Consider the following 21,549-nt stretch of genomic DNA (forward strand, 5'->3'; position numbering starts at 1 on the left):
CCGCCTACTCAGTGATGGTGATGACCGTGGCCGTGGTCGTCGGCCTCCTCGGCCGGCTTGTCGACAACCGCCGTCTCGGTGGTGAGCACCATCCGCGCCACCGAGGCCGAGTTGAGCACCGCCGAGCGGGTCACCTTGACCGGGTCGATGACGCCGTCGGCGATCAGGTCGCCGTAGCTGAGCTTCTCGGCGTTGAGCCCATGACCGGCGGGCAGCTCGGCGACCTTGTGCACGGCCACCGCGCCGTCCAGCCCGGCGTTGCTGGCGATCCAGTACAGCGGCGCCCCCAGCGCCTCGGCGAAGACGTCGACGCCCAGGGCCTGATCGCCGCTCAGCGATCCGCGCAGCTCGTCGAGGGCCTTACGGGCCTGCAGCAGCGCCGACCCGCCACCGGCGACGATGCCCTCCTCGACGGCGGCCTTGGCGGCCGCCACCGCGTCCTCGACGCTCTCCTTGCGTTCCTTGAGCGCGGTCTCGGTGGCCGCACCGACCTTGATCACCGCCACGCCGCCGGCCAGCTTGGCCAGCCGCTCCTGCAGCTTCTCGCGGTCCCAGTCGGAGTCGGTCTTCTCGATCTCGGCGCGCAGCTGCTTGATCCGATTGGCCACGGCGTCTTTGGCGCCGCCGCCGTCGACGATGATGGTGTCGTCCTTGCTGACCACCACCCGCCGGGCCGAGCCGAGCACCTCGGTGCCGACCTCGCGCAGCAGCAGGCCGGTGTCGGGGTTGATCACCTGGCCGCCGGTCACGATGGCCAGGTCCTCCAGGAACGCCTTGCGCCGGTCGCCGAAGAACGGCGCCTTGACCGCAACGGCTTTCAGCGTCTTGCGAATGGAGTTGACGACGAGGGTGGCCAGCGCCTCGCCCTCGATGTCCTCGGCGATGATCAGCAGCGGTTTGCCCGACTCGGCGACCTTCTCCAGCATCGGCAGCAGGTCGGGCAGCGAGCTGATCTTCTCCTGGTGCAACAGGATCACCGGGTCATCCAGCACGGCCTGCTGGGCGTCGAAGTCGGTGACGAAGTAGGCCGACAGGAAGCCCTTGTCGAAGCCGACGCCCTCGGTGAACTCCAGCTCGGTGTTCAGCGTCGAGGACTCTTCGACGCTGACCACGCCGTCGACCCCGACCTTGGTCATCGCCTCGCCGACCAGCTCGCCGAGCACCTGGTCGCGCGACGACACGGTCGCCACCTGGGCGATCGCGTCCTTGCCGGACACCGTGGTGGCCGAGGCCAGCAGCGCCTCGGACACCGCGTCGGCGGCCTTGGAGATTCCGGCACCGAGCTCGATGGGGTTGGCGCCCGCCGCCACCAGCCGCAGGCCGCCCTTCACCAGCGCCTGCGCCAGCACGGTCGCGGTGGTGGTGCCGTCGCCGGCGACGTCGTTGGTCTTGGTCGCCACCGACTTCACCAGCTGGGCGCCCAGGTTCTCGAACGGGTCCTCCAGGTCGATTTCCCGCGCGACGGTGACGCCGTCGTTGGTGACGGCCGGGCCGCCGAATGCCTTGGCCAGCACCACATGCCGGCCCCGCGGACCCAGCGTCACCCGGACCGCGTCGGCAAGCGTGTTGACGCCGGCCTCGATGGCGCGGCGCGCGGTCTCGTCGTACTCAATGATCTTGCTCATCAGGCTCCTTCAAACCGGGCTGTAACGCATGCCGCCCCGGAAATCACCCGCGTGGGGGCGCGGGGATCGCCGGGGCGGGACACGGTTGTTACTTGGAGACGACAGCCAGCACGTCGCGCGCCGACAGGATCAGGTACTCCTCGCCGTTGTACTTGATCTCGGTGCCGCCGTACTTGCTGTAGATGACGGTGTCGCCTTCCGAGACGTCCAGCGGAATGCGCTTCGCGCCGTCGTCGTCCCACCGGCCGGGACCGACGGCGACGACGGTGCCTTCCTGCGGCTTCTCCTTGGCGGTGTCGGGAATGACCAGACCGGATGCGGTCGTGGTCTCGGCCTCGTTGGCCTGCACGAGAATCTTGTCCTCGAGTGGCTTGATGTTCACCTTCGCCACGATTGGAGCCCTCCAGTGTTTGGGTCGGGTCCGGGGCGCGCCCCGAACATGCCGAATAATCAGGTGTTCGGCATTCGTCCATGCCCGAGCGCCGTCGTCGCGGGTGCCGACACCGGGCTTGGTCGATTGCCACCTAGCACTCTATACATGCGAGTGCTAGCACTCAAGGGCACTCCGCTGCTTCTCGTGTGTTCGCCGTCGGCGATCAGCTGACCTGCGCTTTCACCACCGGCAAGCCCGGATCGGTGGGCACGTCCAACGGCGACGGCGGCGCCCCGGCGGCCACCAGATGCGCGGCGAACGACGCGATCATCGCCCCGTTGTCGGTGCACAGCCCCGGCCGGGGTATGCGCAGCGTCAGCCCGGCCGCCGCGCAGCGCTGCTCGGCCAGCTCGCGCAGCCGCGAGTTGGCGGCCACTCCTCCGGCGATCAGCAGGGTGGTGACGCCGAGGTCGGTGGCCGCGCGCACCGCCTTGCGGGTCAGCACGTCGGCCACGGCCTCCTGGAAGCCGGCCGCGACGTCGGCGTTCACCGCGTCCGGGTGGCTTTCCAGGTACCGCGCCACGGCCGTCTTGAGCCCGGAGAAACTGAACGCGTACGGGGCGTCACGCGGGCCGGTCATGCCGCGCGGGAACACGATCGCCTCCCGGTCGCCGGTGCGGGCCAGCTCGTCGAGCACCCGGCCGCCCGGGTAGCCCAGCCCCAGCAGCCGCGCCACCTTGTCGTAGGCCTCGCCCGCGGCGTCGTCGACGGTGCTGCCCAGCTCGACGATCGGGTCGCCGAGCGAGCGCACCTGCAGCAGGTGGGTATGGCCGCCGGAGACCAGCAGCGCGACGCACTCGGGCAGCGGCCCGTGCTGGTAGACGTCGGCGGCCAGGTGCCCGCCCAGGTGGTTGACGGCGTAGAACGGCACCCCCCAGGCCGCCGAATACGCTTTGGCCGCAGCGACTCCCACCAGCAGGGCACCGGCCAGCCCGGGCCCGATGGTGGCCGCGACGACGTCGGGTTTGGTCACGCCGGCGGCGGACAGGGCGCGGCGCATGGTGGGCCCCAGGGCCTCCAGGTGTGCGCGCGACGCGATCTCGGGCACCACGCCGCCGAACCGCACGTGCTCGTCGACGCTGGAGGCGACCTCGTCGGCCAGCAGGGTCACCGCACCGTCGGCGTCCAGCCGCGCGATGCCGACTCCCGTTTCGTCGCAAGAGGTTTCGATCGCCAGGATGGTCGTCATTGCCGGGCCTTTCTGCGCATGGTGTAGGCGTCGGCGCCGCTGATGCGGTAATAGCGCCGGCGCAGGCCGATCTGCTCGAACCCGACGCTGCGATACAACCCGATGGCCGGCTCATTGTCGGTGCGCACCTCCAGATACACCACACCGCCGTCGGCGAACTCGAGCAGCCGGTCGAGCATCAGGCGGCCGATGCCCCGGCCCTGATATGCCGGGTCCACGCCGATGGTGTGGATCTCGTACTCGTACGGCGGAACCCGGCCCAGCCGGGAGATGCCGGCGTAGCCGACCAGTGTGTCGCCGACCCGCGCGCCGACGTAATGGTTGTGCGCACTGGCCAATTCGCGGTGGAACGCCGCGGCCGGCCACGGGTCGTCGCCGTCGAAGAGCTGCGCCTCCAGTTCGGCGCAGCGCCGTGCGTCGGCCCGCGTCAAGGCGCCGACGGTGACCGGTTCGCCGCCCGCGGTCATGGCCGGGCCGCCCGCGGTGTGGCGTCCGGGCGGCGCAGATACAGCGGCACCAGCGGCTGCGGCCGGACCGACCAATCGCCGACTGCCGCAACCAGTCCGGCCGGCGTCGGGTGCGCGGGTCCGGTGACCGGCAGGCCGAACAGGCGCGCGTGCTCCGGGGAGCCGGCCACCGCCTCGGCCCCACCCGGGTCGACGTCGGCGGGGGCGGCGACGGCCGGACCATCGGTGCGCACCCCGTCGCGGTAGCGGGCCCAGTACACCTCGCGGCGCCGCGCGCCGGTGACCACCAGCGTGTCGCCGGTGGTCTGCCCGCCGATGGCGTCCAGGCTGCACACGCCATGCACCGGGATGCCCAGCGCGTGGCCGTAGGCGGCGGCGGTGGCCATCCCGGCCCTCAGGCCGGTGAACGGGCCCGGGCCGCAGCCCACCACGACGGCCGCCAGATCCGTCATATTCAGCCCCGAATCGTGCAGGGCAGCAAGCACATTCGGGGTGAGCCGTTCGGCGTGCGCCCGGGCGTCCACGGTGATCCGCTGGGCCAGCACGGACAGATCGTCGCGGCGCACGATGCCGGCGGTCACCGCCGGCGTGGAGGTGTCCAGGGCCAGCACCAGCGGGCTCATGACGGCTCCCCGCCGGCCCAGCGCCAGGTCGCGATCCGCACGTCGGATCCGCTGACCCGCTCCAGCCGGATGTCCAGGTGCCGCGGCGCGAGGCGCTCGACCAGGCCCTCACCCCACTCCGCCACCACGACGGCGTCGTCCAGATCGCTGTCCAGGTCCAGCGAGTCGAGCTCACCGAGCAGGTCGGCACCCTGATTGCCGGTGTGGTCGAGCAACCGGTACAGGTCGACGTGGATCATCGTCGGCGCGCCGGGCCGCCGCGGCGGGTGCACCCGGGCCAGCACATAGGACGGCGAGGTGACCGGGCCGTCGACATCCATAGCCGCGGCAATTCCCTTGGCCAGCACCGTCTTTCCAGCACCGAGGGGGCCGGAGAGCACCACCACGTCGCCGGCGCGCAGCTGCTCGGCCAGCCGCGCGCCGAGCGCGGCGGTGTCCTGCGCGGTGGGCAGCGTCGCGGTGCCGGATTCAGCCACGGCGCCACAACCTTTCCCCGATTCGCCGCAGCGCCAGTGCGGCCCGGCTCGGGGTGGCGCGGCGGACCAGCCGCACCAGCCCGCCGTTGATGGCCTCCGGCTTGTCCAGCAGCGCCAGGTGACTGGCCCCGGCGACGATGACGAGCTCGGACTGCGGCAGGCTGGCAGCCATCTTGCGGGAATACTCGTCCGGGGTGAGCAGGTCGTGGTCGCCGCAGGCGATCAGGGTGGGGACCCGCAGCAACGTCCACAGCCCGGCGGTCTCGTCGTGGTGTTCCAATGCGTCCAAAAAACCCACCATGGTCGGGATGGGGGTGCTGTTCATCATCCGCTGGGAGAACGCGTCCAGGCTCCGGCTGACCTGCAGGTCGCTGAAGGAGGCGGCCCGCAACACCGGGCCGATCAGCGAGCGGGACACGTTGCGGCCCCGGTGCATCAGCTTGGGCGCCGACCGGGCCGCAACCCGAACCGCCTCCAGCGCAGGGTTTTTCAGGATCTCACCCAGCGGCGACCGCGAAACCCCTTCGGCCGCAGAGGAAATCAGCGCGGCACCGACGATCCGGCGGCCGTACTGCTCGGGGAACTGGCGGGCGTGCGAGAGCACGGTCATGCCGCCCATCGAGTGGCCCACCAGCACCACCAGTCCGCGCGGCGCCACCACCTGCAGCACGGTTTGCAGGTCCCGGCCGAGCTGGGTCAGCGTGTAGCTCTCGGGTGCGGCCTCCCCGGATCTGCCGTGCCCGCGCTGGTCGTAGAAGACCATCCGCACGTCGGGTCCCAGCTGTTCGGGCAGCCGGGTCCGCTGAAAATGGAAGGCGCCCATCTGCAGACAGAACCCGTGGACGAACACCATGGTCAGCGGCGCGTCGGGCGGGCCGGCTTCGCGGACCGCCAGCGGCACCCCGTCGGGCGTGGTTACCACCAGGGCGCGGTCGCCATCGAAGGTGTTGAAATCCTCGTCGGCGTAAGGGTCTTCGATGGTGGCCCGCTGGGTCATGGACCGGCGGGCCGAGGCCCCGACGATGGTGGCGACCGCGGTCACCCCCGCGCCCCCCGCAAGCCAGGTCCTGCCCTTGTGGCGCTTGCGGGTTCGGTCAGGACTCAACGGTGTGCGCCTCGCGGTAGGTCCTGGTGATCCGCCCGCGGGGGCTGGTCACCACTTCGTAGTGGATGGTGCCGAGCAGATCGGCCCAATCCTGGGCGGTGGGTTCACCGTTGCTGCCCGGCCCGAACAGGATCGCCTCGTCGCCCTCGGCCACGTCGGGGCGGCCCGGGCCCAGGTCGACGACGAACTGGTCCATGCAGATCCGGCCGACGCCCGGCCGCCGCCGGCCGTTGATCGACACCTGCAGCCGCCCGCCCAGCGACCGGAAGATGCCGTCGGCGTAGCCCACCGGCAGCAGCGCCAGGTTGGTGTCGCGCTGCGCCGTCCAGGTGTGTCCGTATGACACGCTTTCCCCCGCACGTATCGACTTCACCAGTGCCACAGTACATTTCACCGTCATCGCGGGCACCAGGCCCATGTCGCCCAGCTCGGGGACAGGGCTGAGGCCGTACACCGCGATACCCGGGCGCACCATGTCGAAGGCCAGGTCGGGACGCGACATGGTGGCCGACGAATTCGACAGGTGGGCCACCTCGAAGCGCACCCCCTGCTCGCGCGCCTGGGCCAGCATGTCGGTGAACCGTTGCGCCTGAACGTCATTCACCGGGTTGGCGGGTTGGTCGGCGTACACCATGTGAGACATCAGGCCGCGCGGCACGATGGCCTCCTCGGCGACGGCGCGGCGCAGCGCGGTCAGCATCGACGGGTACTGCGCCGGCGGCACGCCGTTGCGGTTCAGCCCGGTGTCGACCTTGACGGTGACCGTGGCGGTCCGGCCGGTGTCGCGCACCGCGGCCAGCAGCTCGTCGAGCTGGCGCTGCGAGGACAGGCCGATCTGCACGCCGGCCAGCAGCGCGGGCCGGAAGTCGATGCCGGGCGGATGCAGCCAGGCCAGCACCGGTGCGCTGATCCCCGCGGCGCGCAGCGCCAGCGCCTCGTCGACGGTGGCCACGCCCAGCTCGGCGGCCCCGGCGGCCAGCGCGGCACGCGCCGTCTGCACGGCCCCGTGGCCGTAGCCGTCGGCCTTGACCACGGCCATCACCTGCGCGCCGCGGGCCTGCTCGCACAGCAGCCGCACGTTGTGCTCGATGGCGCCCAGGTCGACCAGCGCCTCGGCGAGGACGCCCCGGGTCAGGGATATCGGCGTAACGGCCACGGCGGCCATTGTCCCAGAAACGCGCGCGTGCTCTCTCCCAGTGCCCAACGTGCGCTCATGGCGAAAAAATCGCGGAAAACTCGCCGTGGCTGCACGCTCGGCGCAAAGTCTCAGTGCGCGAAGTGCTGGGCGTCGTAGTGGCCGCCCGGCTTGACCTTGTCCAGCGAGGTCAGCGCCGAGACGGCGTCGTCGTGCAGCGCCCGGGCCAGGTCGGCCGACAGCCCCTCACGCACCACGATGCGCAGCACCGAGACGTCGGTGGCGTTGTCGGGCATGGTGTAGGCGGGCACCTGCCAGCCGTAGGTGCGCAGCTCGTGGGAGACGTCGAACTCGGTGTAGCCGCGGTCCTTGGCCAGCCGGAAGGCGACCACCGGGATCGCCGACCCGTCCGAGATCAGCTCGCAGTGCTCGCTGACCCGCAGCTGCTCGCCCAGCCAGCGCGCCGTGCCGGACAGCGTCTGCATCACCTTGGTATAGCCCTCGCGGCCCAGCCGCAGGAAGTTGTAGTACTGGCCGACCACCTGGTTGCCGGGGCGCGAGAAGTTCAGCGTGAAGGTCGGCATGTCGCCGCCCAGGTAGTTGACTCGGAACACCAGCTCGTCGGGCAGGTATTCCTTGCTGCGCCACACCACGAAGCCGACGCCGGGATAGGTCAGCCCGTACTTGTGCCCGCTGACGTTGATCGACACCACCCGGGGCAGCCGGAAGTCCCACTTGAGCTCGGGGTGCAGGAACGGCACCACGAACCCGCCGCTGGCGGCGTCGACGTGCACCGGGACGTCCACGCCGCCGGCTGATGCTGGTTTGAGGGCCAGCTTGTCCAGCGCGCCGCAGATGTCGGCGACCGGTTCCAGCTCGCCGGTGTAGGTGGTGCCCAGGATGGCCACCACGCCGATGGTGTCCTCGTCGACGGCGTCGACGACCTGTTCGGGGGTGATGACGTAGCGGCCCTCCTCCATCGGCAGGTAGCGGGGCTCGACGTCGAAGTAGCGGCAGAACTTCTCCCAGACCACCTGGACGTTGGAGCCCATCACCAGGTTCGGGGTGCGCTTCTTCCAGTCCTTGGTCTTGGCGCGCCACCGCCACTTCATCGCCAGCCCGCCCAACATCACCGCCTCGCTGGACCCGATGGTGGACACCCCGCAGGCGCTGTACGGGTCGGCGTCGTTCAGACCTTCGGCGTGGAACAGGTCGGCGACCATGCACACGCAGCGCTGCTCGATGGCCGCGGTGGCCGGGTATTCGTCCTTGTCGATCATGTTCTTGTCGAACGTCTCGGCCATCAACCGCCCGGCCTCGGGGTCCATCCAGGTGGTGACGAAGGTGGCCAGGTTCAGCCGGGAGCTGCCGTCGAGCATCAGCTCGTCGTGGATGAACCGGTAGGCGGCGTCGGGATCCATCGACTCGTCGGGCATCCGCAGCGCGGGCACCGGCGCGGTGAACAGCCGGCCGGTGTAGGCCGGGGCGATGGCATGCGCGGGCAGCGAAGGATGTTGGGGCACTGGGGAATTCCTCTCTATAGGTCTACAGGGCGGCCAGGGCGCCCCGGATGTGCGGAACCATGCGCGACGAGGAGGTGGGCGCCTCGCCGGGGCCGGGGTCGGCGGCCGACGACGCCGCGGCGCGGGCGTGCACGAAGGCCGCGGCCGCGGCGGCCTCGCCGGCCGGTAATCCGGAGGCGAGCAGCGCGCCGATCATCCCGGACAGCACGTCGCCGGAGCCGGCGGTGGCCGCCCAGGATTGGCCGGCCGGGTTGAGGTAGACGGGGCCGCCGGGGTCGGCGATGACGGTGACATTGCCCTTCAGCAGCACGGTGACACCCAGGGTGTCGGCCAGTTTGCGGGTGGCGCCGACGCGGTCGTCGCCGGGCGGGCTGCCCGCCAGGCGGGCGAATTCCCCGGCGTGCGGGGTCAGCACCGTCGGCGCCGCCCGGTTGGCCACCAGCTCGGGGTGGGCCGCCAGCATGGTCAGCCCGTCGGCGTCGACGATCACCGGCAGGTCGGTTTCCAGGGCGAACCACAGCGCGGCGGCCCCGGCGTCGTCGGTGCCCAGCCCCGGGCCGACCACCCAGGACTGCACCCGCCCGGCCGACGCCGGGGTGGGCGACGCGATCACCTCGGGCCAGTGCGCGAGCACCTCCCGGTGCGCGCTGCCGGCGTAGCGGACCATCCCGGAGGTGGCCGCGACGGCCGCGCCGGTGCACAGTACGGCCGCGCCGGGATAGGTGGCCGAGCCGGCCATCACGCCGGTGACGCCCTGGGTGTACTTGTCGTCGTGCGGCCCGGGCACCGGCCAGCGGGCGGCCACGTCGGCGGCCTCGAACCCCAGCACGTCGGTCTGCGGCAGGTCGAGCCCGATGTCGATCAGCTTCACCCGTCCGCAGTCGCCCAGCGCGTGCACGGGTTTGAGCCCGCCGAAGGTGACGGTCAGCACCGCGTGCACGGCGGGGCCGCTTGTCGCCCCGGTCGCCGCGTCGATGCCGCTGGGGATGTCGACGGCCACCACCGGAATTCCCGCGTCGTCGACGGCGGCGAACACCTCGGCCGCGGCGGGCCGCAGCGCCCCCGAGCCGGAGATGCCCACCACCCCGTCGATGACGAGATCCGTCGTCGGCGAAACGCTTTCGACGATGCGACCACCGGCCTTTCCGAACGCGGCCAGGCCCTTGCGGTGGGCGCGCTCGGGGTTGAGCAGGATGGCGTCCGCGGCGGCGCCGCGCCGGCGCAGGAAGGTGGCCGCCCACAGCGCGTCACCGCCGTTGTCGCCGGAGCCGACGACCGCGCACACCCGTCGCCCGGCCACCCCGCCGGTGCGGGCGGTCAACTCGGCGGCGATCTCGGTGGCCAATCCGAAGGCCGCCCGGCGCATCAGGGCGCCGTCGGGTAGGCTGGCCAGCAGCGGCGCCTCGGCCGCACGGATCGCGTCCACGCTGTAGTAATGCCGCATCAGAGCCAGATTACGTGCACGTGCTTGGCGCGCGGCACCTTTCGTTACCGGCCGGAGTCGTCGTTACCGGCCGGAGTCGACGTCGGGCCGGGCCGGCGGCGCCACGCGCCGGCGCAGCATGGTGCGCAGCCGCGCCGGGCTGAGCTGCCGCCCGCCCTTGGCGCGGGTCATCGGGTAGAAGCACAGGCCGATCAGGATCGAGGTGAAATGCCCGATCGCGGTGAAGTTCAGCTCGACGCGGTCCATGGTGAGCAGCGGGAAACCGAAGATGAGGAACAGCACCCCGAGATAGCCCCACCGCCACGGCCGGGCGATGTGGAAAGTCAGCACCGCCATCACCCCGACCAGGAAGTAGCTCACCCCGATGTCGCGGGCGTGCACCAGCCGCTCCGACGCGTCGTGTTTCTCGATGGCGAAGTAGAGAATGCCCTCGCTGATGTAGGTGGCCAGGATGTGCGAGCTCAATCCCACGGTGAGCCAGCGCAGCTGACCGAGCCAGTGTTCGGCCGGCGCCAGGAACAGGGTGAACAGCAGCAGGTAGGGCTCGAAGTTCTTGCCGTCGATCCACAGCAGGCTGGAAAACAGGACGTCCAGCGGGTCCCGGCCCAGCTCGTGAATGTTGGTGGAGCGGTGCAGCAGTACCGAATGCAGCTGCCGGCCGGTGAGCTGGTTCTGGATGATGGTGGTGATCATCAGCACCAACAGCCAGCCGTAGGTCAGCGGGGCACTGATGACGAAGTGCCACACCGCCCGCGTCATGCCGCGCACTCGCCCCCGAACCGATGCCTGCCCCACAACATCAACCTTGGCATGCGTGGCATGTCATGCGTACGACTTCGGGGGCGAACACGCCGCCGCTCGTCAGCCGCCTGTCGTCGCGGGGGCCGGCTGGGCCGGCGCGGCGGCCGGCGGGTTCAAATGCCGCCACCAGCAGCCGATGTAGAGCACCATCGAGATCGCCAACGCGACCAGCACCCAGATCACCACGGTGATGTCGACCCAGCTGCCGAACGGCGGCGAACCGGGCAGCGCGTTGCGCAGCGGCACCACCGCGAACAGCATCGCCGCGTACCAGGTCGTCATCGGCGGCTGGAACGGCCGCCGGTCCCGGGTGGTCTGGATCGCCACGAACAGGGCCAGGCTGGCGATCGCGATCAGCACGCCGAGGATGACGATGGCGAACGCCGCGGTGCTCATCGAGCGCCGCACGTGCAGCCGGTAGGGGCCGTCGGCCTGGGGCCGGGTCGCGGTGAGCTGCCAGCCGGACAGGTGGTCGACGAAGGTGACGGGGACGTGGTCGGGGTCCCGGTCGGTGTCCGGGCCGTAGAAGATCTCGACTTCCAGCGGGCCCGAGTGGTATTGGTCGAACGGCCAGCGCTCGATCTGGCCGGCGATGGTCAGCGGGACGGCCATCAGGCCAGGCAGCATGCCCTTGGTCCAGGTGTGCCGGGACGGCATCGCCGAGGAGCGGACCCGCAGGCTCAGATCCTCCTTGAGGTGGTGGGTCTTCGGATCCAGCAGTGCCGACCCGGGATTGAAGGCCAGGTTGACGGCGAGCACGCTGTTGTTCGACTGGATGTCTTCGACGTTGATCGTCGCCGACGGCCGGTCCCCGTCCATCGTCGGGTTGGCCTCGTCGATCCGGCGTCCGGTGCCGCTTTGCGCGTACAGCACGACCGAGCCGATGTATGCGGCCAGGACGAGCACCACCAGGCCAACGACGCCGTATCTCATGCCGGCCGATCGCATACTTCCTCCCGAACGGGCATGGGCGCCTTGCTCACTGGCGCCGAAATGCTGTCCCAGGGCAATGTAATCGATCGACCGCGGATGCGCGGCTTATCCGGGCGAAGCCGTTGCCGGCTATTCCACAGTGACGGACTTGGCCAGGTTCCGCGGCTTGTCCACGTCGTAGCCGCGGGCCTGGGCCACCGACGCGGCGAACACCTGCAGCGGGATGGTCGACAGCAGCGGCTGCAGAAGCGTTGACACCGAGGGGATTTCGATCAGGTGATCGGCGTACGGCCGCACCGTGTCGTCGCCCTCCTCAGCGATCACGATGGTGATCGCGCCGCGGGCCTGGATTTCGCGGATGTTGGACAGCAGCTTGGCGTGCAGCACGGCCGACCCTTTGGGCGACGGCATGATGACGATGACCGGCAGGTCGTCCTCGATCAGCGCGATGGGCCCGTGCTTGAGCTCGCCGGCGGCGAATCCCTCGGCGTGCATGTAGGCCAGTTCCTTGAGTTTGAGCGCGCCTTCCAGCGCCACCGGGTAGCCGACGTGGCGGCCCAGGAACAGCACGGTCGGCGACTGGGCGAACCGCTGGGCCAGCGCGGCCACCGGTTTGATCGTCGCCAGCACCCGCGCCACCAGGTCCGGCATGGCTTCCAGCTCGTGGTATTCCCGCTCGACCTCGTCGGGGTATTTGGTGCCGCGGGCCTGCGCCAGCGCCAGGCCGACCAGGTAGTTGGCGGTGATCTGGGCCAGGAACGTCTTCGTGGAGGCGACGCCGATCTCCGGTCCGGCGCGGGTGTAGAGCACGGCGTCGCATTCGCGCGGGATCTGGCTGCCGTTGGTGTTGCAGATCGCCAGCACCTTGGCCTTCTGCTCCTTGGCGTGCCGCACCGCCTCCAGGGTGTCGGCGGTCTCGCCGGACTGCGAGATGGCGACCACCAGGGTACTGCGGTCCAAAACCGGGTCTCGGTAACGGAATTCGCTGGCCAGCTCCACTTCCACCGGCAGCCGCGTCCAGTGCTCGATCGCGTACTTGGCCAGCAGCCCGGAGTGGTAGGCGGTGCCGCAGGCCACCACGAACACCTTGTCGACCTCGCGCAGTTCCTGATCGGACAGCCGCTGCTCGTCGAGCACGATGCGGCCGTCGACGAAATGGCCGAGCAGCGTGTCGGCCACCGCGGCGGGCTGCTCGGCGATCTCCTTGAGCATGAAGTACTCGTAGCCGCCCTTCTCGGCGGCGGCCAGATCCCAGTCGATGTGGAATTCGCGGTACGCCCCGGGCCCCAGGTCGTCGTTGCCGTCGAAGTCGGTGATGCGGTAGCCGTCCGCGGTGAGCACCACGGCCTGGTCCTGGCCGAGCTCGATGGCGTTGCGGGTATGCGGGATGAACGCCGCCACGTCGGAGCCGACGAACATCTCGCCGTCGCCGATGCCGATCACCAGCGGGGTGGAGCGGCGGGCGGCGACGATGGTGCCGGGTTCGTCGGCGTTGGCGAACACCAGGGTGAAGTGGCCGTCGAGGCGACGCAGCACGGCGAGCACCGACGCGGCGAAGTCGCCGGCCGTCAGGCCGTGCCGGTAGGCCTGCGCCACCAGGTGCACGGCGACCTCGGTGTCGGTGTCGCTGGCGAACTCCACGCCGTCGGCCTCCAGCTCGTGGCGCAGGCCGGCGTAGTTCTCGATGATGCCGTTGTGCACCACGGCGATTTTGCCGGCGGCGTCGCGGTGCGGGTGCGCGTTGCGGTCGGTGGGCCGGCCGTGGGTGGCCCACCGGGTGTGGCCCAGGCCGGTGGTGCCGGTCAGCGCCGACGGCGGCAGCTGCGCCACCGCCTCCTCGAGGTTGGCCAGCCGGCCGGCGCGGCGGCTCACCGTCAGGGTGCCGTCGCCGTTGACCAACGCGACTCCCGAGGAGTCGTAACCGCGGTACTCCATGCGGCGCAGCGCGGCCATGACGACCGCGCAGGCGGGCTGCTGCCCGACGTAGCCGACGATTCCGCACATTCTGCTCAGGGTAGTGCAGGCGCAGGGCCGGGCCGCCAGTCCGCGGGTGCCCGCGGGCGCCGCCGCGGCCGTCATGACCGTCGCTGCCCCCGGGAAAATGTTTTCACCTGATGTCTTTGTGACGTTTTCGTTCGCTTCATCGGGTTCGCGGTGCGTGTTTCTAACATTCGAAGGGAAAGCACCGTCGGCGAGTACCGAGGCAACCGGAAAGGACGAGCTGCTTGAAGCCCGCCCGATCGCGATTCCGCAGCGTGCCGGCCACGAAACCGTGGTCAACCATTCGGATTCAGGGCTTTACCGGAAATGGACCGCATAATTCCGGCTACCGAAGCCATGTCTTTTGCCGAGCCACCAATTCAGCCGGAGAAGAATTGACTTTCTCCGACCGGCCGCCGGGCGCCACGAGGAGGCAATCATGACCGCAATTCGGTGCGACGATGTGGTGACCGCCACCCGGGTGCCGGCGGCCCGGGCGGCCCGCCCGCCGCGGCCCGCGCCGGCGGACTCGGGCAACCCGTTGATGGACATGACCACCCGCCTGCTGGCCATCCCGCTGCACCAGTTGTACGCGGTGCTGTGGCGGGTGGGGATCATCGAGGTCAGGGCCTGAGCGGGGCCCCGGCCGCGTTTCCCCGGCGCCGGGATGCGATGCGCTAACGTCGACGCGTGGCCCGCATCCGCAAGCTCGTCGCAGCGCTTCACCGCCGTGGTCCGCACCGGGTTTTGCGGGGTGACCTGGCCTTTGCCGGACTGCCCGGGGTGGTGTACACGCCCGAGGAGGGACTGAATCTGCCCGGGGTGGCGTTCGGCCACGACTGGCTCACCGGCGCCGCCCGCTATGCGAACCTGCTGGAGCATCTGGCGTCGTGGGGCATCGTGGCCGCCGCCCCCGACACCCAGCGGGGGTTGGCGCCGTCGGTGCTGAACTTCGCCTTCGACCTGGGGACCGCCCTGGACATCGTGTCGGGGGTGCGGTTGGGGCCGGGCAAAATCAGCGTGCATCCGGCCAAGCTGGGGGTGGCCGGGCACGGTTTCGGCGCCTCGGCGGCGGTGTTCGCCGCGGCGGGAATGCCGGCCAAGCCCACGGCGGTGGCGGCGGTCTTTCCCAGCGTGACCAGCCCGCCGGCCGAGCAGCCGGCGGCGACGCTGCGGGTGCCGGGCGTGATCTTCACCGCGCCTGGTGACGCGAAGACGCTGAACTCCAACGCGCTGGCGCTCGCCGAGGTGTGGGACGCCGCCACGGTGCGTGTCATCAGCAAGGCCGAACCGGGTGGGCTGGTCGAGGGCCGGCGGCTGACCAAGGTGGTGGGCCTCGCCGGCGCGCACCGGCGCACCCAGCGATCGGTTCGGGCGCTGCTGACCGGATATCTGCTCTACACGTTGGGCGGCGACAAGAGGTACCGCGACTTCGCCGATCCGCACGTGCAGCTGCCCGGGACGGCGGCCCCCGATCCCGAGGCCGGCGCCGTGCCGCTGGAAGAGAAGATCGTCGCCCTGCTGAAGTGAGGTGGCGGCGTGGTAAGTGTCTTTGATGCGAATCGGCATCGCTCTTAACTATTCGGGTGACTTTCACGAGGCCGTGGACCGCGTGGTCGAACTCGAGAAGGCCGGCATCGAGGTCGCGGTGGTGGCCGAGGCGTATTCCTTCGACGCCATCAGCCAGCTGGGCTATCTGGCCGCCAAGACCCGCACCGTCGAGCTGGCGTCCGGGGTGCTGCCGCTCTACATCCGCACGCCGTCGCTGTTGGCGATGACGGCCGCGGGGCTGGATTACGTGTCCGACGGGCGATTCCGCCTGGGCATCGGCACGTCGGGCCCGCAGGTGATCGAGGGGTTCCACGGCGTCCCGTTCGACGCGCCGATCGGCCGCACCCGCGAGATCGTGGAGATCTGCCGCATGGTGTGGCGGCGCGAACGCGTGCAATACGCCGGCAGGCACTACCAGCTGCCGCTGCCCCCGGACCGCGGCACGGGCCTGGGCAAGCCGCTGCATCTGATCAATCACCCGGTGCGCGAACGGATTCCGATCAGCATTGCCGCGCTGGGGCCCAAGAATGTGGAGCTCACCGCCGAGATCGCCGAGGGTTGGCAGCCGGTTTTCTATCTTCCGGACAAGGCCGGGTCCATCTGGGGTGAGGCGTTGGCGGCCGGTGCCGCCAAGCGTGATCCGGCGCTGGGCCCACTCGATGTGATGGTGCACGCGTCGCTGGCGATCGGCGACGACGTCGACCAGCGGCTGGCCTGGGTCAAGCCGCAGCTGGCTCTCTACATCGGCGGGATGGGCGCCAAAGGCCGCAATTTCTACCACAATCTGGCCACCCGGTACGGGTTCGGCGAGGTCGCGGACCGGATCCAGGAGCTGTACCTGTCCGGCCGCAAACAGCAGGCCATCGACCTGGTGCCCGACGAGCTGGTGCGGGGCATGTCGCTGGTGGGCCCGCGCGGATACGTCGCCGAACGGATGGCCGCGTTCGCCGAGTCCGGGGTGACGACGCTGTTGTTGAGCCCGCTGGCCGCCGACCGGGACGAGGCCCTGGGCTTCGTCGAGCAGGCGCTGCAGTTGCGGCCGTGACCGGTCACTGTCCGGCCTGCGGAAGCTGGTCTGCGGCAATCTGACACGGCGTCGATCCCGGCTCCGGCGCGGGCTGGGCCGCGGTAGGGGCCGGGCCCGGATCGGCCGGCGGCTCGGCCGGTGGCTCGCCCGGCGGCGGCGTGCCCGGTGGCGGCGCGGCCGGTGGTGTGGCCTCGACGGGTTGGGCCGGCTCACCGGTCGGCGCGGCCTCGCCGCTCGGAGCGGGCTCGCCGCTCGGTTCGGCCTCGCCGGCGGGCGCGGGGCGATCCGGCGCGCCGGGTTCGTCGGCGGCCGTCTCGTCAGCGTCATCGCCGGCGTCCTTGGCGTCGGCGGGGTCATCGGCGTGAAAAGGATCGCCGTGAAAAGCGTTGTCGTCCAAGGGATCCTGGTCGCCGAACGGGTCCGCTCCGTCCAGGCCGTCGCCCACCGACCCGAGCAGACCACCCATCGCGTCGACGATCTTCCCGGCCAGCCCGAGCAGACCCCCACCCCCGCCGAGCCCACTTCCGAGTCCGCCGCCCAGCCCACTTTCGGCGAGCCCACCGAGGTCACCCGCGGGCATCCCGGCGACGTCGCCGAGCGCGGCGCCCCAGTCCGCGGCTGGGGCGGCCGTGGCGGGCGGGGCGGCCGCGGGGGTTGGGGCGGCCGCGGGGGTTGGGGTGGCCGCGGGAAGCGTTGCGGCAGCAGCGGGTTCGGACACGGCGGCCGGCAGCGTCGGCGCGGCATCCAACGGCAGCGTCGGCGCGGCATCCGGCAGCGTGGGCTCGGCATCCAACGGCGGCATGGGCGCGGCAACCAGCGGCCGGGTGGCCGGCACCGGGACCAATCCCGACCCGAGATCACCGGGGAACTCGAACCGCGCCGCGGGCGCGGCGGCCATCCTGTCGACCACCATGGCGTAGGACGTCTGCACCCCGTCGGTGGCCGAGCGCATCGCCGGCAGCCACTCGTTGCGAATATCGTTGTCCACGTAGGGGATAACCTGCTGACGGATGACATTGTAGGCGTCATCGCGGTCCGGCTGTCCCGCCGCCACCGCGGCGGCGGCGGCCAGCCATTCCGGCCGCTGCGCGCGGGTGCGGTCATCCACGGCGATGGCCGTCGCCGCCTTGGCATCGATGAGATACCACAGGTTGTCGCGCAGCGACTCACACCGCTGCGCGGCGGCGCGCAGCTCGGTGGCGAGCGCCTCCGCGGTGTCGCAGTGCCGCTGCAGCAGCTGCACCGCCGCCTCGCCGCCCGCACCCGTCCACGCCACGGCCAGCTCGGCCACCTGGGCGCGCTGCAGCCGCAGCGCCTCGGCTGCCACCACGCCCGCCGCCCGCAGCTCGGCGCAGTCGCGGTCGAGCGCGCGCAGGTCGAGACCGTCCTCGCCCGCATACCATTCGCGGACCTGCGCGGGATGCGCCGTCAGGTCGGGATGTTGGTAGCCCAGCGCATGGCAGGCCTGCACGTAGGTCTGGGTGTGCTCGACGCCGGCCCGGCCCTGGGCGAGGCGCCCGGCGACGTCCAACCGGTCGGCCATGAGCTACGCGATCCGCGCCGCGGCGTACAGCTCGGCGTCGGCGTAGCGCTCGGCGCTGGACCGCAGCGCGGCGGCGATCTCACCGGATGCCCGCGACCATTGCGACACCTGCCCGGCCAGCCGCTGCAACTCGACGTGCAGAGCGTCGCCGCGCTCGGTGTGCGCCCGCCCGGCGACCGCGCCGCCGAACGCCAGCCGGGCCAGGTGATCGGTCACCGCGCGGTCGAGGAATTCGGCCGCCACGGCGAATTGGTTGGCCACCCGCTGCGCGGCGGCCACGTCGATCTGGGTACGGGCAACGGCGCCGGGCCGTGTTGCCCCAAGGGATTTCATGCCTAATCCGACGCCCGCGGGCGCGTCGGGGTTCCGTTCGGGTGCGCCTCAGCGCGCGGCGCTGACCGCCTCGGCGACCCGGGTGGCGAGTCGCTGCGCGATGTCTTTCTCGGGTGCTTCCACCATGACGCGGATCATCGGCTCGGTTCCGCTCGGGCGCAACAGGATTCGGCCGGTGTCGCCCAGTTCGGCCGCGGCCTGGCCGACGGCGGTCTGCACCGACGGTGCGGTGGCGGCGGTGGCCTTGTCGGCGACCGTCACGTTGATCAGCACCTGGGGCAGCGTCTGCATCGCCGACGCCAGATCGGACAGCGGCGAGCCGGTCTGCGCCATGCGCGTCATCAACCGCAGCCCGGTGACGATGCCGTCGCCGGTCGAGCCCAGCGCGGGCATCACGATGTGCCCGGACTGCTCACCGCCCAGGCTGTAGTCACCGGCGCGCAGCTCCTCGACCACGTAGCGGTCGCCGACACCGGTGGTGCGCACCGTGATTCCGGCCGACCTCATCGCCAGGTGCAGTCCCAGGTTGCTCATCACGGTGGTCACCAACGTGTCGGACGCCAGCTCGCCGGCCTCACGCATCGCCAGCGCGAGCACCACCATGATGTGGTCGCCGTCGACCAAGTTGCCGTCGGCGTCGACGGCCAGGCAGCGGTCGGCGTCCCCGTCGTGCGCCAGGCCCAGGTCGGCGCGGTGGGCGACGACGGCGGCGCGCAGCGAATCCAGATGCGTCGACCCGCAGTTGTCGTTGATGTTGAGCCCGTTGGGGTCGGCGTTGATCGCGATCACCCGCGCGCCGGCCGCGCGGTAGGCGCGCGGGGCCACGGCGGAGGCCGCGCCGTGCGCGCAGTCGACCACCACGGTCAGCCCGTCCAGGCGCAGCGTGCTGGCCTTGCTCAGGTGGCGCAGGTAGCGGTCGGCGGCGTCCTCGGCGTCGATCACCCGGCCGATGCCCGCGCCGACCGGCCGCGGCCCGGCGTCCCCGACCAGGGCTTCGATCCGGTCCTCGGTGCCGTCGTCGAGCTTGTGGCCGCCGGGGCCGAAGATCTTGATGCCGTTGTCGGGCATCGGGTTGTGCGACGCGGAGATCATCACCCCGAAGTCGGCGTCGTAGGCGCCGGTCAGGTAGGCCACCGCGGGGGTGGGCAGCACCCCCACCCGCAGCGCGTCGACGCCTTGACTGGTCAGCCCGGCGATCACCGCGGCCTCCAGCATCTCGCCGCTGGCGCGTGGATCGCGGCCGATCACCGCGACCCGCCGGCCCGGCGCGGACCCGCTGGCCAGCTGCCGCGCCGCCGCGGCGCCCAGCGCCAGCGCCAGCTCAGCGGTCAACTCGCGATTGGCGACCCCGCGCACGCCGTCGGTGCCGAATAGTCGACCCATGCGGACAAACCTCTCACAGTTGACGGGCTAGCACCTAACGTGCCCGTTTCCTTGTGGCCGAAACTGTGGCCGAAACGGGGTGCGTCCGGGCGCAGACACGCCGCAACCGGCCACAACTTGTCCATCGACGATGCCAAGTTGTGGCCGGAAAGCGACCGCTGATCAGCGCTTGCTGTACTGAGGCGCCTTGCGGGCCTTCTTCAGCCCGTACTTCTTGCGCTCGGTGGCGCGCGGGTCCCGGGTCAGGAAGCCGGCCTTCTTCAGCGCGGGCCGGTCGTCCGGCGAGGCCAGGATCAGCGCCCGGGCGATGCCCAGCCGCAGCGCACCGGCCTGCCCCGAGGGGCCGCCGCCGTGCAGGTGGGCGTAGATGTCGAAGCTGTCCACCCGGTCCACGGTGACCAGCGGGGCCTTGATCAGCTGCTGGTGCACCTTGTTGGGGAAGTAGCCCTCCAGGGTGCGGCCGTTGAGGTTGAACTTGCCGGTGCCCGGCACCAGCCGCACCCGCACCACGGCCTCCTTGCGGCGGCCGACGGTCTGGATAGGCCGCTCGAACACGTAGGACTCCGCCGGGACGGCCTCGACCGGGGCCTCGGTCACCTCGGCGGCTGCGGTCTCGGCGTCCGGGTTGTCCGGGTTCTCCAGGGCCTCGGTCGTTTCGGTCACTGGGCCACCTGCTTGATCTCGTACGGAATGGGCTGCTGGGCGGTGTGCGGGTGCTCCGGTCCGGCGTAGACGCGGAGCTTGCGCTGGATCTGGCGGCTGAGCTTGTTCTTGGGCAGCATGCCGACGATCGCGTCCGCCACGACCCGGTCCGGGTGCTTTTGCATCAGCTCGCCGATGGTGCGGCTGCGCAGACCGCCGGGGTACCCCGAGTGGCGGTAAGCCAGCTTCTTGTCCAGCTTCTGGCCGCTGAAGGCGACCTTGTCGGCGTTGACGACGATGACGAAGTCACCGCCGTCGACGTTGGGGGCGAACGTCGGCTTGTGCTTGCCGCGCAGCAGGTTGGCTGCCGCGACGGCAAGACGGCCAAGCACCACGTCCGTGGCGTCGATGACGTACCACGACCTGGTGGTGTCACCCGCCTTTGGCGCGTAAGTGGGCACAGCGCTTACCTTCTCTTCTCGAGGTGGATCCCGGGTCGAGCCGGGTGCCGATCAGGCGTTTGCGGTGGGGTGAGATCTCGGCGACCGACATTGACCCGAGGCCCCGGCGTACCGCACGCCAACCGAGCAGCTTACCGACGGGTGTCCCCGCAGGTCAAAACGGCTGTGTGGTCCCGACGGCTCTCCTCCGTCGGGACCACACAGACGTTGACGGGCGCGCCGCTAGCGCGCCCAGACCCCGGCCGCCCGACGGTCGGCGTCGGCCACCTCCTCCGCCCCGTCGCGGACCGCGTCGCCGAGCTGGACCAAGATCTCGTTGAGCGCCGTCGCCGACCGGTGCCATTTCAGCTGCTCGGCCTGGTAGGCGGTGGCGGCCTCGCTGGTCCACAGCTGCTGCAGCGGGGCTATTCGCGCTCTCAGCTCGTCCAGCGCGGCGTTGAAGCGGGCCGAGGTGGTGTGGATCTCCTGGCGCACCGAGTGTTCGATTTCGCCGAAGTTGTAGGACAGCGTCGGGTCCACGGAATCCTCTCCCCCTTACAGGTTGCCGCCGGCGGCGGCGATGTGGTCTGCATGGTTTTGCCCGGCCTCCTGCAGGGTGGCCGCGTTGTGCCGGATGGTCTCGGCGATGGCGTGCAGCGCGTGGTAGAGCCGCACCGACTCGGCGTTCCAGCGGTCGATCACCTCTTTGAAGCGGGCGGCCGCGAGCCCACCCCATGCTGCGGGCGGCACGCCGCTCATCCGTCCGATGAAGGCCTGCAGCATCGCCCTGATCTCCTCGTTGCGGGCGTCGGTGGTGCCCGCCACCGAGCGCATCAGGTCGAAGTCGGTGCTCACTGTGTTGGATGTGGCCATACCTGATTCGACCCCCAGGGCGC

24 protein-coding genes are annotated in these 21,549 nt (G+C 70.9%); 4 read left to right on the forward strand and 20 right to left on the reverse strand.

The window, feature by feature from the left end:
* Positions 1–8 precede the first annotated feature (8 nt).
* From groL to glmS, 13 genes are all read right to left on the reverse strand, one after another.
* Positions 9–1,625 (reverse strand): chaperonin GroEL, encoded by a 1,617-nt coding sequence (gene groL / locus H7I87_RS27800; protein WP_011726032.1) that lies wholly within the window; start codon positions 1,623–1,625, stop codon positions 9–11.
* Positions 1,626–1,713: 88 nt separating this feature from the next.
* Positions 1,714–2,016, reverse strand: coding sequence for a co-chaperone GroES (gene groES / locus H7I87_RS27805; protein WP_003873391.1), 303 nt, complete (start codon positions 2,014–2,016; stop codon positions 1,714–1,716).
* A 205-nt stretch (positions 2,017–2,221) separates the two neighbouring features.
* Positions 2,222–3,247 carry a tRNA (adenosine(37)-N6)-threonylcarbamoyltransferase complex transferase subunit TsaD gene (gene tsaD / locus H7I87_RS27810; RefSeq protein ID WP_003879516.1) on the reverse strand — a complete coding sequence of 342 codons (1,026 nt, stop codon included), beginning with the start codon at positions 3,245–3,247 and terminating at the stop codon, positions 2,222–2,224.
* On the reverse strand, positions 3,244–3,714 hold the full coding sequence (gene rimI / locus H7I87_RS27815; protein ID WP_003873393.1) for a ribosomal protein S18-alanine N-acetyltransferase: 471 nt from the start codon (positions 3,712–3,714) through the stop codon (positions 3,244–3,246). Before rimI ends, tsaD begins: the two co-directional genes overlap by 4 nt.
* Complete coding sequence (gene tsaB / locus H7I87_RS27820) at positions 3,711–4,358, reverse strand: tRNA (adenosine(37)-N6)-threonylcarbamoyltransferase complex dimerization subunit type 1 TsaB (protein WP_224119967.1); 648 nt, start codon at positions 4,356–4,358, stop codon at positions 3,711–3,713. Before tsaB ends, rimI begins: the two co-directional genes overlap by 4 nt.
* Positions 4,334–4,813: a tRNA (adenosine(37)-N6)-threonylcarbamoyltransferase complex ATPase subunit type 1 TsaE gene (gene tsaE / locus H7I87_RS27825; RefSeq protein WP_003873395.1), complete on the reverse strand. Its 480-nt coding sequence runs from the start codon at positions 4,811–4,813 to the stop codon at positions 4,334–4,336. The genes tsaB and tsaE overlap by 25 nt, the downstream gene beginning before the upstream one ends.
* Positions 4,806–5,855 (reverse strand): alpha/beta fold hydrolase, encoded by a 1,050-nt coding sequence (locus tag H7I87_RS27830; RefSeq protein WP_011726034.1) that lies wholly within the window; start codon positions 5,853–5,855, stop codon positions 4,806–4,808. The genes tsaE and H7I87_RS27830 overlap by 8 nt, the downstream gene beginning before the upstream one ends.
* 52 nt (positions 5,856–5,907) lie before the next feature.
* A complete protein-coding gene (gene alr, locus H7I87_RS27835; protein WP_179295700.1) occupies positions 5,908–7,074 on the reverse strand; it encodes an alanine racemase in 1,167 nt (388 codons plus the stop codon).
* Between the two features lie 110 nt (positions 7,075–7,184).
* The gene (gene gad, locus H7I87_RS27840; RefSeq protein WP_019732664.1) at positions 7,185–8,576 is read right to left on the reverse strand and encodes a glutamate decarboxylase; all 1,392 of its coding nucleotides are present in this window, start codon (positions 8,574–8,576) and stop codon (positions 7,185–7,187) included.
* Between the two features lie 22 nt (positions 8,577–8,598).
* Positions 8,599–10,020 carry a bifunctional ADP-dependent NAD(P)H-hydrate dehydratase/NAD(P)H-hydrate epimerase gene (locus H7I87_RS27845; protein ID WP_011726037.1) on the reverse strand — a complete coding sequence of 474 codons (1,422 nt, stop codon included), beginning with the start codon at positions 10,018–10,020 and terminating at the stop codon, positions 8,599–8,601.
* A 63-nt stretch (positions 10,021–10,083) separates the two neighbouring features.
* Positions 10,084–10,815, reverse strand: coding sequence for a rhomboid-like protein (locus H7I87_RS27850; RefSeq protein WP_023862258.1), 732 nt, complete (start codon positions 10,813–10,815; stop codon positions 10,084–10,086).
* A 66-nt stretch (positions 10,816–10,881) separates the two neighbouring features.
* A complete protein-coding gene (locus tag H7I87_RS27855; RefSeq protein WP_011726039.1) occupies positions 10,882–11,769 on the reverse strand; it encodes a DUF4436 domain-containing protein in 888 nt (295 codons plus the stop codon).
* 114 nt (positions 11,770–11,883) lie between these two features.
* Positions 11,884–13,758 (reverse strand): glutamine--fructose-6-phosphate transaminase (isomerizing), encoded by a 1,875-nt coding sequence (glmS, locus tag H7I87_RS27860; RefSeq protein ID WP_011726040.1) that lies wholly within the window; start codon positions 13,756–13,758, stop codon positions 11,884–11,886.
* 13 nt (positions 13,759–13,771) lie between these two features.
* Here glmS and H7I87_RS27865 point away from each other — a divergent pair, with 13 nt between their 5' ends.
* The 4 genes from H7I87_RS27865 to H7I87_RS27880 all read left to right on the forward strand — a co-directional run bounded on the left by H7I87_RS27865 (position 13,772) and on the right by H7I87_RS27880 (position 16,330).
* Entirely contained in the window at positions 13,772–14,074 is a 303-nt protein-coding gene (locus H7I87_RS27865) for a hypothetical protein (RefSeq protein WP_139800210.1), read from the forward strand.
* Between the two features lie 99 nt (positions 14,075–14,173).
* The gene (locus H7I87_RS27870) at positions 14,174–14,368 is read left to right on the forward strand and encodes an Rv1535 family protein (protein WP_009978920.1); all 195 of its coding nucleotides are present in this window, start codon (positions 14,174–14,176) and stop codon (positions 14,366–14,368) included.
* A gap of 56 nt (positions 14,369–14,424) precedes the next feature.
* Positions 14,425–15,264, forward strand: coding sequence for a dienelactone hydrolase family protein (locus H7I87_RS27875; RefSeq protein WP_009978921.1), 840 nt, complete (start codon positions 14,425–14,427; stop codon positions 15,262–15,264).
* Between the two features lie 25 nt (positions 15,265–15,289).
* Positions 15,290–16,330: an LLM class F420-dependent oxidoreductase gene (locus H7I87_RS27880; RefSeq protein WP_009978922.1), complete on the forward strand. Its 1,041-nt coding sequence runs from the start codon at positions 15,290–15,292 to the stop codon at positions 16,328–16,330.
* Between the two features lie 4 nt (positions 16,331–16,334).
* Here H7I87_RS27880 and H7I87_RS27885 read toward each other — a convergent pair whose 3' ends face one another.
* From H7I87_RS27885 to H7I87_RS27915, 7 genes are all read right to left on the reverse strand, one after another.
* Positions 16,335–17,855 carry a hypothetical protein gene (locus tag H7I87_RS27885; protein ID WP_084042425.1) on the reverse strand — a complete coding sequence of 507 codons (1,521 nt, stop codon included), beginning with the start codon at positions 17,853–17,855 and terminating at the stop codon, positions 16,335–16,337.
* 3 nt (positions 17,856–17,858) lie between these two features.
* Positions 17,859–18,188, reverse strand: a complete 330-nt coding sequence (locus H7I87_RS27890) for a hypothetical protein (RefSeq protein ID WP_003873428.1) — start codon at positions 18,186–18,188, stop codon at positions 17,859–17,861.
* A gap of 48 nt (positions 18,189–18,236) precedes the next feature.
* Positions 18,237–19,571 (reverse strand): phosphoglucosamine mutase, encoded by a 1,335-nt coding sequence (gene glmM, locus H7I87_RS27895; RefSeq protein WP_023862253.1) that lies wholly within the window; start codon positions 19,569–19,571, stop codon positions 18,237–18,239.
* A 162-nt stretch (positions 19,572–19,733) separates the two neighbouring features.
* On the reverse strand, positions 19,734–20,234 hold the full coding sequence (gene rpsI / locus H7I87_RS27900) for a 30S ribosomal protein S9 (RefSeq protein WP_009978929.1): 501 nt from the start codon (positions 20,232–20,234) through the stop codon (positions 19,734–19,736).
* Positions 20,231–20,674: a 50S ribosomal protein L13 gene (gene rplM, locus H7I87_RS27905; RefSeq protein WP_003873431.1), complete on the reverse strand. Its 444-nt coding sequence runs from the start codon at positions 20,672–20,674 to the stop codon at positions 20,231–20,233. Before rplM ends, rpsI begins: the two co-directional genes overlap by 4 nt.
* Positions 20,675–20,896: 222 nt before the next feature.
* Positions 20,897–21,193, reverse strand: a complete 297-nt coding sequence (locus tag H7I87_RS27910) for a WXG100 family type VII secretion target (protein ID WP_003873432.1) — start codon at positions 21,191–21,193, stop codon at positions 20,897–20,899.
* 15 nt (positions 21,194–21,208) lie between these two features.
* On the reverse strand, positions 21,209–21,526 hold the full coding sequence (locus tag H7I87_RS27915; protein ID WP_009978933.1) for a WXG100 family type VII secretion target: 318 nt from the start codon (positions 21,524–21,526) through the stop codon (positions 21,209–21,211).
* Positions 21,527–21,549: the final 23 nt, after the last annotated feature.

It is taken from the genome of Mycobacterium timonense (assembly GCF_025821985.1).
Taxonomy (GTDB): Bacteria; Actinomycetota; Actinomycetes; order Mycobacteriales; family Mycobacteriaceae; genus Mycobacterium; species Mycobacterium avium.

Coding starts and splice junctions, on each gene's coding strand:
- H7I87_RS27890 (WP_003873428.1), bottom strand. CDS start 18,188: ATGAAATCCCTTGGGGCAACACGGCCCGGCGCCGTTGCCCGTACCCAG.
- glmS (WP_011726040.1), bottom strand. CDS start 13,758: ATGTGCGGAATCGTCGGCTACGTCGGGCAGCAGCCCGCCTGCGCGGTC.
- glmM (WP_023862253.1), bottom strand. CDS start 19,571: ATGGGTCGACTATTCGGCACCGACGGCGTGCGCGGGGTCGCCAATCGC.
- H7I87_RS27885 (WP_084042425.1), bottom strand. CDS start 17,855: ATGGCCGACCGGTTGGACGTCGCCGGGCGCCTCGCCCAGGGCCGGGCC.
- H7I87_RS27845 (WP_011726037.1), bottom strand. CDS start 10,020: ATGCGGCATTACTACAGCGTGGACGCGATCCGTGCGGCCGAGGCGCCG.
- tsaD (WP_003879516.1), bottom strand. CDS start 3,247: ATGACGACCATCCTGGCGATCGAAACCTCTTGCGACGAAACGGGAGTC.
- H7I87_RS27855 (WP_011726039.1), bottom strand. CDS start 11,769: ATGCGATCGGCCGGCATGAGATACGGCGTCGTTGGCCTGGTGGTGCTC.
- rimI (WP_003873393.1), bottom strand. CDS start 3,714: ATGACCGCGGGCGGCGAACCGGTCACCGTCGGCGCCTTGACGCGGGCC.
- groL (WP_011726032.1), bottom strand. CDS start 1,625: ATGAGCAAGATCATTGAGTACGACGAGACCGCGCGCCGCGCCATCGAG.
- H7I87_RS27880 (WP_009978922.1), top strand. CDS start 15,290: ATGCGAATCGGCATCGCTCTTAACTATTCGGGTGACTTTCACGAGGCC.
- H7I87_RS27870 (WP_009978920.1), top strand. CDS start 14,174: ATGACCGCAATTCGGTGCGACGATGTGGTGACCGCCACCCGGGTGCCG.
- H7I87_RS27915 (WP_009978933.1), bottom strand. CDS start 21,526: ATGGCCACATCCAACACAGTGAGCACCGACTTCGACCTGATGCGCTCG.